Source organism: candidate division KSB1 bacterium (assembly GCA_034505495.1).
In the GTDB taxonomy this organism is placed as follows: Bacteria; Zhuqueibacterota; Zhuqueibacteria; order Residuimicrobiales; family Krinioviventaceae; genus Fontimicrobium_A.
Window position 1 is genome coordinate 14015 of the sequence record JAPDQV010000021.1, and the last position, 13567, is coordinate 27581.

Sequence of the window (13567 nt, forward strand, 5' to 3'; positions counted from 1 at the left end):
TTTATGTTATTCTAAATTAATTGAGAAATGTGTACGGTGTGGATGTGGATGTGTAGTACCGAGTTACCCGGGGGTGCCTTTTTAATTATGCTGGAAAATCATCAAACTCATTGCTCCTTTTTTGCTGAGCATTAAACAATTGAATCAGGTGCAGCAATAGAGGAACTTTTTCAATTCATTTACTGTGCTGTATTTTCTCAAGGGGGGTGAATATTATGAGGGAATAAAAAGGTGGGCAGTGTGCCAGGCACCACACCCAATATACGTTTGTTTGCCGACCATAGCAAAGAAACGTACATTAAAAAGTTACGTAAACATCCTGATTTTTCAAACTTAAAATCAAGAAGGAGAGCCATTATGCGTATCATTTTAGTCTCTTGTGTTTTGACAATAATATGTTTGTCGTACCTATTTGCTGATACTAGATCCCTTGTAAAAAAAATGCATTAACATTTGCTCAAGTCGAATGGGGTAAGGTCGTAATAGATGACGGATTACCGTACTATGGACACGACGGAAAAGTTGCGGTTTACTCCTTTACCGTTTTATTGGACGCACAAGAATACATGACCTCGGATAAAATACTGCAGAGTGTGTCACGTTACCGTGAAGAACGAAAAAAATGGGAGTATTTGCGGGATCAAGCGTTGGCCGCCAATGACCGGCCGGCAGTCAATTATGCAGCTTTGAAAATTGATGAAGCCACTGCGGCTATGCGCGCCGAGAGTAAATTTGCCTCCCTTTATATGAGCGCCGATGAAAATAATCCGGTTCCCATCATGTTTTATACCGGGTTGCCGGTACATTATGTTGCTTTTTCTGATGCCATGGAAGCAGCCGCCAAGAAATTATCCGGCAGTCTTGCTGTCTCAAGATTTTGCTTTGGCGGGCCTTTTGCAGTATTCATAGAAGTGACTAACGGCAGCAACAGAACTTTTATTGATCTCCTGCATCCGACCTCTTCCAATCTGACGGATGAAGAATTAGGAAAATATTTTGGGAACAGAAAAGGGAATTATCAAATAAAATCTCCTAAATTCGACGAAGGACAAAACATCATTCTTTCCGAGCCTTGCCCATCTGTTCGAACAGAGAAAAAGATAAGTGGCGTTCCTGACTACCAATGTGAAAAATCGCGGGGTTGTGCTCCGGCGGCCGCTGGTTGTGTTCTCGGTTACTGGGATGATCGCGGCTATCCCAATTTGGTTGACGGCGGCAACAGCAATTACCGCGGAACTGAGGGCGTTGATGGTTATTTGAACCTGATTTGGAATGAACTGGCGAATGCGATGGGATATGTAATAGGAGTAGGAACTTATACTCATCTTATCGCGCCAGGCATCAAGACAGTTACAAATACCATTAATGGCTATAATTTTAGTACAAGCAACAAGTATTATAGCAACCCTGCAAATGATCGATCTGCGTATTGGACTGAGATCGATGCAACCCGCCCTTTGGTTTATTGTATTCAACACCCACTCTATGGAGGGGGTGCGGGCGGGCACGCCGTCACAGGTATAGGCTATAAAAGATTAATTTACGATGAACCTTGCAGCGGCATTTATTACTATAGAATAGTACATGATAATAACACCACCACTGGTATTGACGTATACTTGAATGAAGCAGATATAATTGGCGGAACCAACATAATCACTGTGCGCCCAGGAGTTGCGAAAAAAGGATATTCTGAAGAGAGGCCTAGTCCTGACCAATATATTTTGAAATTGACAAATTATCCTAATCCTTGCAATCCTGTGACAACTCTCAGTTTCGAAATTTCAAAAGAATCTAAAGTAGAATTATCGATATTTAACTATTTGGGAGAAAAGGTGCGATCTTTTCAAATAGGCACGTTGGGTGTCGGCCGCCATTCATTGCAATGGGATGGGAACGACGAATTTGGCAACAACATGCCTTCTGGAGTCTATTTCGCTGAATTAAATGTAGAAGGGAAAACACTTCTGCATAAGATTGTCCTTGTAAGGTAAATTTAATTGTTGAGCCATGCTTTTTATTTAAAGCATGGCTCTTTAAAAGGAGCCGGACAAAATGCACCGACATTCAAAGAATTTTTCCGCTTCGATATTTTTACTATTAACTTTTTTTATCTCTTCCGTAAAAGCCGGTACATGGGAAATTGTTAGACAAAGTGACTGGGAGTTTTCGCTTTCCCGTGTCAAGTTCAGAGATTTGCACAACGGCTATATTGCCGGATTACAAGATCAGCTTTTATTAACCAATGACGGCGGTAATACTTGGAAAAGACATCGATGGCCGGATTCTTTGCTTGGTACAGCAATAGACGCAGTATGGGGAGACATGCACTTTTCATCGACCGGCGATTTATGGCTGTCCGGCAGCAGTGGTTATTTTCTCAAGATCACATCGGAAACGCAATCTTTTCAATTTTATAGAATCCCAAATCAACCTGAGCTTAGCGGCGCATTTTCGATTGTGGGAGAAAAAATTTGGGCTGGTGGGTATTACGGTTCTATTTATTATTCCTCCGACAGCGGACAAAATTGGCAGCAAATTGCCGATCTCACAACATCTGAGAGTATCCTTTGGGACATTCATTTTATCGACAGTTCCAAGGGATTCGTCTTAATCCGTACCGGCATCGACCGCACTCAGTGTCTGCGCACGCGTGATGGCGGACGAACGTGGAGTCCGATTGATAATGCGGCAGTACATGGAAGAAGGTTTTATTTTATCGGAGAAAGACACGGTTGGGTATTAGGCGAATTCAATGAGGTATTCCTCACGAGCGACGGTGGCGAAAACTGGGAGCGGGTTCATGTAACAGATGATACGAAACGCTTTCATGCGCTCTTTTTCGTCAATGATCGGATCGGGTGGCTTGGCGGTGAAAAGGGATTGTTTTTCAAAACAACAGACGGCGGTAAAAGCTGGAAGCGAACAGCGGCACCCACACTTAACAAAATCAATGACATCTATTTTATTAATGAACAGATCGGCTGGGTTGTTGCCGACTGGGGGCTGATCGCACGCAGCGACAACGGCGGTGAATCCTGGAAATGGCAAATAAAGGCGCCAAGCAACAACTTGTACGGCGTCCATTTTATAGACCATCGTACTGGATGTGCAGTAGGCGACAATATTTTTATCCGCACTGAAAACGCCGGCCATACTTGGGCTCAAAGCGATTCCATTACCGGCAATGAAATTCAGTTTGTTGACCAAACGACGGGATGGATCAACGGCTTTGGGGATATTCTGCGAACCGGAGACGGCGGCAAATCGTGGGAAAAAGTCCATCATTTTGACAACGACACGATAACGGCCATCCATTTTATCAATAGAGAAAATGGGTGGGCCTTGTCCGGGAAATTCAAACATTCCAAACTGTTTGCCACCAACGACGGTGGGATCAGTTGGGAGCATATTTCTACGTTTCCGTATTTTCTATCTGAAATGGATTTTATTTCTGTTAACAAAGGATGGATCATTGGTTCCGCCGGCCGTATTCTGCGTACCGAAGACGGCGGGCGATCATGGAAACTTTTACGTGAAAAGGAAGAGACGCTTTATACAAATTTAAACGCTTTGGATTTCATCGATGATCTGCATGGATGGGTTGTCGGATTCAACGGCTTAATATTGGCGACGGCGGACGGCGGGGACACATGGATACAACAAAATGAAACTGCATATTTCGAAGATTTGCTGATGGACGTGCAGTTTTTGAATCGCAATGAAGGTTGGGCTGTCGGGCTGAACGGAGATATCCTTCATACCGTCAACGGCGGACGCACATGGACTCGGGAACATTCAGAATATATGGGATATTGGTGGGCGGATGCTCATTTTACCGATGCAAATCACGGTTGGTCTGTGGGCTTGTACGGCGCGGTCAATCGGTATCTTGACCCTACTGTAGTTAAACAGCAAATGACCCAGTTGGAAAATGAAAGTCTTTATCATCCATTACAAATCCAGAACCCAATTAGGCATTCAACAACTCTCGTTTATACCTTACCTTACCCTGCAGACATTCAACTCGAAATATATGACTTTTTAGGAAAAAGAGTGCGTGTAATCGAAGCCTCGTTTAAAAATACCGGTACCTATTCCGTGTTGTGGGATCTTCGAGACGATTCAGGTTTTCAGGTTGCCTGCGGCACCTATTTTTGCTGCCTACGGATCAACAACAAGCCGTTCATTAAAAAAATAACAATTATAAGGTAGCCTATAGAAACCCCAGCCCCTAAGAGAGAACACAACGCGAGATTTTTTAGAGTACGCCCTGTTGGGGCACGCCGATTCCATTGCTTACATTCGGGATGGATTAGAGGAACGTCGGCAATTCGTCGCCCTAAAAACCGGCTTTCATCCGCATTGCAAGATTACGCGACTCGGCTGAAAGTCGGTCAAACCTTAGACGGTCAAGTTCGCCGGCGTCGTTTGAGGAGCAGCTGTTTATCGGCATGTTTTTCTGGGCGATGACGGTCTCGATGTCGTCTAGCTCTGCCTTGACCAATTGGAAGCATCTGCTGCTCGGCTCTGCCCGATGAGGCTATACTTGGTTTTTCGTTCAAAGATTGAAATGATAACTATCTGCAAGCTTTTACCGATTACGGTGTCGAGTTCCCAGTCATCGAAGCACGTTCATTCATCGACAACGGCCGGACGGGCGTCAATAGTGACGCGGTTTTGAATTTGTCCGTGACGGTCTTTGCGTTTTTGCCGAGCCGGAAACGCCGGTGCCATTTGCAGTCTGCCTTCGATCGTCGAGAATGAAGCGACAGCTGATCTCGTGACTGACGGACGGCCTCGTCTCACCCTTCAGACGACCGCTGATCTGTTCGGGGCTCCGGTCATCCTCCAACCGCCCGATCACCTCAGCCTTAGTCTCGGTGGTCAAGCGAATCTTTTTCTCAAACACCGCGGCGTCTTGAGAGCGCTTGTGCGCCTGATTGAAATGGTAACCCTTCAGTCCGCGGTTTCTTTTGATCTTCCGGCCGACCATGAATTTCTCACGCCGATCAGCTTGGCAATTTGAGACAGATTTCTGCCGGTTTTAAGATACGCGTGAATTTCCACTCTCTGTTCGTAGGTCAATTGCTCGTATTTCTTTTTAAGTGCCTCAGCTTTCATTTTTTTCTTAACTTCATTAGTCCCGAACCTAATTAAGTTAAGAATATCATGAATAACTGTTGCACTTATTACTTGAACTCACAATAAGAAAAATCAAGATCGCCCCTAATATCATGAAATCTATGCCTTCGTTATCTCACCAGCATTGCCTTACCGAAAGCCAAGCCTCCTGTGGTGACGATTCTAATAAAGTAAACGCCGCTTGGGCAATCTTTACCCTCTGAATCGCGGCCGTCCCATTGCCATTCATAGATGCCCGGGGTCGCTTTGGAAAGATTTTCACGCCTCAAAATGCGGCCATGAATGTTTAGAATCTCAACCCGCGTTTCTCCTTTGTGCCGAACGGCAAAACGTATGGTCGTAGTACTGTTGAAAGGGTTGGGATAATTTCGCAGCAAACTAAAATCTTCCGGAAATGCTTCGTCCTCGACTTTAGCCCCCCCTGCTTCGGTTATCGTAACAATCTGATTTACCGCAACGTTGGCGGTTGTTTGGCGCTTTCCGTTCGGCCAGATGACAATGATACTATCCGCCCGCTGAGCATCTCCTAAACCGAAATGCTGAATTAGGCTGCTTTGCGCCAAATAACCGCTTTGCGAAGTCAACTCGCGAGTCTGCATGACTGCCTTGCCGTTGATCACCGCCTTGACGACCACTTTGGCGCCGAGTGCCTGACGATTGGAGGCCGTTCCCACACACTTTACCCTGATCCAATTGCCGACGACGTTGGAGGGGGAATAAACGACATTTTTACGATCGTAACTGCCGACGATCAACTCCAATTTGCCGTCGTTCTCCAGATCTCCCCATGCCAGCGCCAATGAATTGTCGCCGAAAAAAGAAATGTCAAATCGATTTTCCTTTTGGAAAACGCCCTCCCTATTTTCATACAGCCGAAAAACGCCGTTGCCGGTTACCGCCAGATCGAGGTCACCGTCATTGTCATAATCCGCAAAGCCGCTGCCCTTAAACGCGCCCGACTCCAGCGACAACTCGCCGCCGGCAAGTCGAAAACTTCCATTGCCGTTATTTAAATAGAGACGATTTGCCGCGCCGGCCATGGTTACGAACAAGTCCATCCAGCCGTCATTGTTGACGTCCGCCCAAGAACAGCCGACGGAAAGACCGGGACTTTGCGGCAAACGCTCCTGACTAAGTTGGGCAAATTTCATGGGCGATACCTGCTCCCACAGCTGATCTAATCCGTCGTTACAAACATACAAGTCCAGGTCTCCGTCATTATCGAAATCGCACCAGGCGCAGCCGTAGGATTTGTCGGTATTCTCGCCGATCAAATTGACATAACTTTTTTCGAAATAACCTGTACCGGTATTGAGATAAAGCAGATTTCTACCGTCGATTCGTGTTAAATACAAATCCAGAAAACCGTCGCGGTTGACATCTCCCCAAGCACAGCTCTTGAAATTGCCGCGGTCCTCGACCACATTGCCGAGTGTAATTTTTTTGAACGTCCCGTCGCCGAGGTTTTTATAAAGACAGTTTCCGACGCCGCTGTTCGCCACATAGCAGTCCGGATAACCGTCGTTGTTATAGTCACCCCAAACCGCAGCTCGAGACGGTTCCGGGTCAGTTACGATTTCACCAGAGGTTACTTTTTTCAGCTTTCCGGAATCGTTGTGATAAAACTCGTTCTGGCCGTCGTTAAGTATAAATACATCCTCAAAACCGTCACTGTTGTAATCCGTCCAATAGACGCCGTAGCTCTTTGTGATGGGATATTCGACTTCAGCCAATCCCTTGGGTACAAACATCTTCCCGGACAGGCTCTTTGCAGAAACGCCGCCGGCTTTCAGTCCCGCCAAAAGGGTTGACGTCTCATTGGAAACAAAAAGGATATTCGCCTCCGCGCTTCTATTTGCGGGTTCATAATCAATTTCCCATCGATCGCCGTTGGCATTTGATTTGAAAACCTTTGAGCAAAGCAGATAGAGAGCGCCGCCGGCGTCTGTAAGCAGCTGCGGCGGCACTGATGAAGAGAGCGAGGCTGCTGCAGAAGGCGAAATGTCCTGCCAAGTATCGCCGAAATCTATGGAACGCAAAAGCTTGACAAAAGCAAAGCTTCCGTCGGCATTCTGACGAGCGACCGTTTTAAAGAGATCGCCGAGGAAATTGGTCTGCAGGGAATAGATCATCTCCGGCTGCTCGGTTAAAGAGATTGGAGGGTCCCATGCCGAACCGGCGGAAAAGGAACGAAACAATTGCAGAGGACGATTTACATCGGAGCCTGAGAAGGCGTACAGAATTCCATTCTGAGCAGTCAAAAGTCCGTAAATCGGAAAAGGCAATGAGACAGGAATCCATGCAGCCCCATAATCCGAGGAATAGTAATAGACTCTTGTTCCGGCTTCCCATAAATAGGCCGCAGCCGTGGAAGCTAAAAAATCAAAACCGCTTATTGGATGAACGGACTTGCGTTTGACGATCCAGGAGGCGCCGCGGTCTCGGCTTTCAAACAAAATGGAACGATCGGTTCCGGAAGAATAGCCCAACATCATCCAAAGTCGACCATCCGGTAAAATCTGCAGTCCCAGAACGCTGCGCGGCTCGGTTAGGAATCTGCTTTTTTCCACTTCACTCCAGCTGACGCCGTTATTGCGCGTGACCCAGAACCGCAGCTTTTCATCCGCCGTACGGCTGACGGCAAAGATCCCCCAATCGGCGCCTGCTATATTCCTGACGTCGGCTGCCGGAGGGCCGACAATCGTCCAATTTATGCCGCCGTCTGCCGAAACCCACAGGCCGTCTACGGAAGCAGCCAAAAGCTTGCCGTCGCCGGTATGGGCAAACGAGCGTATGGAATATCCCACATCCGCCATACGCCAGCTTGCGCCGCTGTTCGAGGAAATAAAAGAAGCGGCGTTGAGCAAGGACCCACGTTTTCCAAAGGCGCCCATCAGCCAAGAGTCGGAGTAGGCGAGCGTCTTTGCGTAAGGCAGATTCGAGGCAACCCACGAGCTGCCGCGATCGGTTGATTTGAGAATTTGGCCGCCGCTTTCTGTGCCGACCACGAGAAATAATCCCATGGATCCCGCAGCCAGTACGTCCTGAATTTCCGCATAGGCGGAATAGATCTGCCTCCAGGTTTGACCTTGATCCAACGAGATGAAAAGCCTGGAGTTGCCGAAAACATAAAGATTGCCGGTTTCATCGACCCGAACTTTTTCCGCCGAATTATTGAATGAAAACGAAAAAGGCGTCCAGTTTCGACCGCCGTCGGTAGAAAGCAAGACCTGATTTCCGGCGGCCAGATACCATCTGCCGCCGTCGCCGAACGCCATGCGCTCGAGCGCAAGATCGTTGCGCATCTTGGGAATTTCCTGCCACGCGGCCCCCCAATCCGTTGAGAAAAAGAGGTTGTTTTTCGAGTCCTGAACAAAGAGAGTATTGTCTCTGCCGGCCATGAAATGGCTGCAGTCTTGGAAAATAGGAACCCAATTTCTTAGGTCAGCCGAGGTCCATAGCTTTCCGGCAAATTCAGCATAAACTTGATTGTTGGGATTCACGTAAAGGGATTGGACGACGCCCCCGTAAGGGCCGTTGAGCGAACTCCAGGAGGCGGGATACAGGACCGTCAAAAAAGAAAAAAAGGCGACGACAAAAACCATAAATGAGCAATATTTCTTCATCTTTGACTTCTCGATTAAATTTACTGGTTAGGCATACCGGATTGACGATAAATTGCGTAAGCTTTATTTTAGGCGTGGGCAGAGTCCTATTTTGCCTGTGAGGAAAAATATATTCCGGGCTGGAAGATGTACTCCTGATGAAAATTACGCCATTTTGACTGATCGGTCAAGCGGGAAACCGTTCGCATGGTTTGATTATCCAGAGAAGAGATGAAAATCGCCCGTCCGAAAATATTGGTGACATTAGGTCGAATGAAAAAGGTGACTCGGTTGAAAGCTGCATAATGCCAAAATTCGCCTTCATCGGTGATCGTTCGTTTGTCCGGTTTCCCAAACTTGATATAGACCTCGCCGCGGGCGTCCCAGGGAGCATAGTAGAAATCTTCCCGGCCGTCATAATAGGAAAAGTTACGGCGCGCAAAATCCACACGCTTTTCAAACTCTTCGCGGCATTCATTCTCGATTGTTTGCGGGGTAGGGTCCTGCCCGGCCCAATAGTCGTCCAGCCAACGGCGGCGCCCTTCTCGATTCAAGCTGATGTATTCCTCGAACTGTTCGGAAGGCAAAATATGCCACAGGGCGAAATCGACCAGCTCATCCGGCGTCCAATTGTCGTCTTTGCGGGTCATTTTGCGGTACTGCTCGAAACGTTTTTCTTGAAAATAGTTGATTCTATCGTCACGCGGGCCGACTTGAACTGTTCTCCTCCTCTCGGTCTTTCTTACTGACGGTGCCATTGAGGGAACAGACGGCGCCAGGTTATCGTCGGCCGACTGTTCCAGCTGTGCGATCAGCTGCTCCGCTTCTCGAGTAAAGAACGACTCATTTCTCATGGACTTTAGGGTTTCCAAAGCGCGGCGATCATCCAGCCTGGCCAGGGCTGCGGCGGCGGCAAAGCGATTCTCCTTATCTCCAGTATTCATCCAGCGGTAAAGATCTTCGTAAAAACGATCGCCGGGCTTTTCGGCTAGTTTTTCAGCTAAAATTATTTGTCGATCAAGAGCATCATCGCTCCAGGCGCCTTCAGGAAACTGTCGCCGCAACCGTTCGAATGCCTCATAAGCCTTTAGTAATTCGCCGGCTTTTTCAAGGCAATAACCCTCCCAAAAATCTGCCTCCTGCCGGTAGCTGCTGCTTGGGTATTCGCGCGACAACTGACGGTAAAGATCAGCCGCTTCACGCCATTTCTGCTCATAAGAAAATTTTTTGGCCTGAAGATACAACCGATGCGCGGCATCGCTTTGTGCATAGAGAGAAACAGAAAAAAGCGAGAAAATGAGAAGAAGGATTCTCCTATGCTCAACCGTTTTCATGCTCTGATCACACACCTTCGCGGTAAGAACGTCCGAAACGAGATTGAACCAAGCGAAATGTCTGCAGAATCCGCGCTTGACGAATCTGCTGCTGAAAGTCCTGCAAAGAGGCGCGCATTTCTTCTTCATCGCGGTTGCTTATTTCGAGCAGTAACAGCTCCAAATGATCGAGGAGGGCTGTCAGGATTTCATCTTCCTGCAGAACCGAGTTGCGCCGTAGCGGCTGTGATTGGCTCAGCAAAGCACGCGCTGCCTGCTGCGTTAATAAAACATCGTCCCGCTGCAGCCGTTCTGGGCTCGAGTTGAGCAGAGTAAGCAACAGAACTTCGGAGCCGGAGAAAAATTTGTCCAGCGCGGCAATATCCGGTTCATAAAAAGACCAACTTTCCGCTTTGGGAACGGCTGTTTCATTTTGGAACCACAAGATTCTACCGATAAACAAGCCGACCATCAGCACCGCTGCAGCCCTAGCAACTCGCCATTCCCACTTTGAAGAGAGAGCCGTCGACTTGATTGCCTCCCAGAAACCCTCAGCAAAACGAACTGTTCTAGAGGGAGCCGCAAAACGTCGGCGCAGACTGAAGACATATTCCTGATACAACGTTTGCGGAACGGCAGGCCGAGGCATGGAAAGCAGATAGTTATGTACTTCTGCAAGGCGGCCGAGCTCGGTTTGGCAAAAAGAACAGCTCTGCAGATGAAGCCTCATCTCTTCCTGCTCTTCATCCGAGAGTTCGCCGGTTAGGAAAGACAAAAGGTTGTAGCTTTTTAGGCAACTCATTCCAGAATATTCTTCACTTTTTCGAGATGTCGTTTCAAGTTACGTAAACCGCGAAACAAGTGAATGCGGACCGTGTTTTCCGAGCAGCCGATGACTTGGCTGATCTCACGCGAGGATTTCTGGTGAAAATATTTCAAAACCACTGCCGTTCGCTGATGATCGGACAGCTTTTGCAGAGCCTCGTTGAGCCGACGCCGACGGAGATCCGTATGCAGTTCGTCCTCCGGTTTAAGCGCTTCGGCCGCTTGTTCTTCCGCATTTAGACGATCGATCTCCTGAATATGTTCTTCCAACGAGTCCACCGGCCGGCGCTTACGCCGCCGATGCTGATCCATCGCCAGATTTACTATAATTCGATAGATCCAAGTCGAAAATTGCGCCCGATCTTCGAATTGATGGATGCGTTCGAAGGCGCGAATAAAGGCTTCCTGCGCTACATCTCGGGCTTCGTCGAAATCTCCCAATAGGTCATACGCCAGATAGAGCAGCTTATCCTGATATTTTTCGACCAGCTTGCCGAAGGCTGAGCCGTTACCGCTGCGTGTGGCTTCAACCAACTCGGCATCCGATTCGGGAAACCGATCTTTTCCTTTATGTTTTAAGCCGCTTTTAAGACGCATCAGCCTGTTTTTCTGTTTACATCAACTCTTCCGGCAAATGAATTGCCTTATGAAAAGGAAATCATAACTTTAAAAGATTTCTCTCTACACTCATCCGCCTGCATCTTGCCGCCCTGTTGGTTGCTTATTCTGCTTCTGCAAAGAAATAGACCAATGCCTCATCAAGATGCGCCTTCCAGCTGCCCCAACTGTGGCCTTCAGGCCAAACGCGCCAACGAACGGACACGCCTTTCTGTTCGAGCACATCTTTCATGCTGTCCGCCCAGGCTATGGAATTACCTTCAAAGAGGCCGCGGTCAAGGTAAAAGCGAACCGGTGCAATTTCACCTTGTTTGATTTCAGTAAAGACTTTATGATCATCGTACCAATAGGCCGGAGAAAATGCGGCACAGCAGCCGAATTGATCCGGATGTCTCTGCACAAAGCGGGAGGCAAAGACGGCTGAAAGTGAAACGCCGATGATCGCTCGTTGGGCAGGATTTTTGCTCACCTTCGTTATGTTTGCAAGTTTTGGAAGGAGTTCCGAGGTAATATAAGCATCCAGAGCGTCAACTGAAGGGCCGGCGTATTCCGAGATGCGGTCGAAGGGCGAATCGAATAAGGCGATCAGCGGCGGTATTCTTCCGGAGGCGATCAGATTATCCAATATAATCTTGGCTGAACCGGCATCCAAAAAATCTTTGCCGTCCAAAAAAAGCACCAAAGGCAGATCGCCGGCAAGATGTTCATAAGCGGCTGGAAAATATAGCTGAGCGGCTCGTCGTTTTTGCAGCGAATAACTGTACCATGTTGAATCAACGATTATTCCGGTCGGAATATCCGATCGCGGAATCGTCTCTTCGGAGTGTTTATAATGCGGCATGACCAATTCAGAATTGTCCCCAAATCCGCCCCTGCAGATGCTGGGGTTGGCAGGATCCAATATCCACTCGGCTTCGTTGAGGACAAATTTATAATCCAGCCGGGCATTTGCGGGAAAAACGAGTACGGCATACCAAATGCCTAAAGTAGGATCGAAGGTCATTTTATGCGGTTGCCAGCCGTTCCAATCACCGGCCAGGCTTACCGATTCGGCTGCGCCTCGGTACACAAATACGGCGGTAGTGTCATCCAAGAGTATAGGCCCAGTGGAAAAAGAAGAAAAAAGCCCTACTCTTTTTTCACAAAAATCGGCTCTTTCTTTACCCATCGGCATCAATGATTGCGCCGCAAGTAACAGCATACTGATTTGCAGCAATTTCGTGACGGGGTTCATCAAGCGGTTCCCATTTTTCGGATTTAAAATAAGCAAATTCCCGCTCATTCACCAGTACAAGCTGAGGTCAGTCAGGAATTCTATTTTGAATTGTATAAGTTTGTTTCTAAATTTAATTGCAGTAAGCTCAAGCGATAGTGGGCATAATGGCAGCATATAAGAAATGAGCGACAGAGGAGGCCGAATGGGTACTCTGTTGGTTTTGGCGATCTCTCAAGCGGCAAAAAAGCAGGACCTTCCGAGCATAGAAGAGTCCGGTTTTATCTGGATGGTGATTATCGGCTTGGGCGTGGCGTCTTTTGCAAGACTTTTCATCTCCGGCAAGGTCAATTTCGGCTTTTTGATGACCATGGTGGTGGGGGTTCTTGGCTCTTTTTTGTTCGGATTGTTGGGTTGGTCCTTGGAAATTTATTATCCCGGCCAAAACGAAGCGGTCATCGGTTCTTTTATCGGCGCGGTCTTTCTTATCGTTTTGTTCATCAGCCTTTCAAAATAGTTTTTTCCTACGTAAAAACTTGAATGAAAAAAGTTTTGCTAACCTATCAAAGGGCTTTCAGCGGCCTTCCTGCCCAAGTTCGCCATCTTTCGATCGCATTGTTCATCAATCGAGCCGGTTCCATGGTGGTCATGTATCTTGCTCTTTATTTAACGGAGCAAATCGGCTTTACGCCTGCCGGAGCAGGTAAAATTTTGAGCATTTATGGTCTAGGTTCACTGGCAGGTACCCTGCTCGGCGGGCATCTTTCGGATTCGCTTAGGCCTAAGCAAGTTCAACTGTTCAGCCTGTTCTCGGCCGCAGGTCTCTTCATTTTGCTCTCCATGATCCG

General features: G+C 47.7%; 10 protein-coding genes. 5 read left to right on the plus strand and 5 right to left on the minus strand.

Annotated features, from left to right (window positions below; genetic code table 11):
- Positions 1-566: 566 nt before the first annotated feature.
- From ONB24_09555 to ONB24_09565, 3 genes are all read left to right on the plus strand, one after another.
- Entirely contained in the window at positions 567-1994 is a 1428-nt protein-coding gene (locus ONB24_09555; protein ID MDZ7316354.1) for a T9SS type A sorting domain-containing protein, read from the plus strand.
- 61 nt (positions 1995-2055) lie between these two features.
- Positions 2056-4215: a YCF48-related protein gene (locus tag ONB24_09560; protein MDZ7316355.1), complete on the plus strand. Its 2160-nt coding sequence runs from the start codon at positions 2056-2058 to the stop codon at positions 4213-4215.
- Between the two features lie 568 nt (positions 4216-4783).
- Entirely contained in the window at positions 4784-5029 is a 246-nt protein-coding gene (locus ONB24_09565; GenBank protein MDZ7316356.1) for a hypothetical protein, read from the plus strand.
- 226 nt (positions 5030-5255) lie between these two features.
- Here ONB24_09565 and ONB24_09570 read toward each other — a convergent pair whose 3' ends face one another.
- The 5 genes from ONB24_09570 to ONB24_09590 all read right to left on the minus strand — a co-directional run bounded on the left by ONB24_09570 (position 5256) and on the right by ONB24_09590 (position 12740).
- Positions 5256-8771, minus strand: a complete 3516-nt coding sequence (locus tag ONB24_09570; protein ID MDZ7316357.1) for an FG-GAP-like repeat-containing protein — start codon at positions 8769-8771, stop codon at positions 5256-5258.
- Positions 8772-8857: 86 nt separating this feature from the next.
- Positions 8858-10084, minus strand: a complete 1227-nt coding sequence (locus tag ONB24_09575) for a GWxTD domain-containing protein (GenBank protein MDZ7316358.1) — start codon at positions 10082-10084, stop codon at positions 8858-8860.
- Between the two features lie 7 nt (positions 10085-10091).
- Positions 10092-10865, minus strand: coding sequence for a zf-HC2 domain-containing protein (locus tag ONB24_09580; protein ID MDZ7316359.1), 774 nt, complete (start codon positions 10863-10865; stop codon positions 10092-10094).
- On the minus strand, positions 10862-11422 hold the full coding sequence (locus ONB24_09585; GenBank protein MDZ7316360.1) for a sigma-70 family RNA polymerase sigma factor: 561 nt from the start codon (positions 11420-11422) through the stop codon (positions 10862-10864). Before ONB24_09585 ends, ONB24_09580 begins: the two co-directional genes overlap by 4 nt.
- A gap of 187 nt (positions 11423-11609) precedes the next feature.
- Positions 11610-12740 carry an alpha/beta hydrolase-fold protein gene (locus ONB24_09590; GenBank protein ID MDZ7316361.1) on the minus strand — a complete coding sequence of 377 codons (1131 nt, stop codon included), beginning with the start codon at positions 12738-12740 and terminating at the stop codon, positions 11610-11612.
- 184 nt (positions 12741-12924) lie between these two features.
- Between ONB24_09590 and ONB24_09595 the strand changes: the two genes are divergently transcribed.
- Both ONB24_09595 and ONB24_09600 read left to right on the plus strand, forming a co-directional pair.
- A complete protein-coding gene (locus tag ONB24_09595; protein ID MDZ7316362.1) occupies positions 12925-13236 on the plus strand; it encodes a GlsB/YeaQ/YmgE family stress response membrane protein in 312 nt (103 codons plus the stop codon).
- Positions 13237-13259: 23 nt separating this feature from the next.
- The coding region (locus ONB24_09600; protein ID MDZ7316363.1) for an MFS transporter at positions 13260-13567 on the plus strand (308 nt) is incomplete at its 3' end.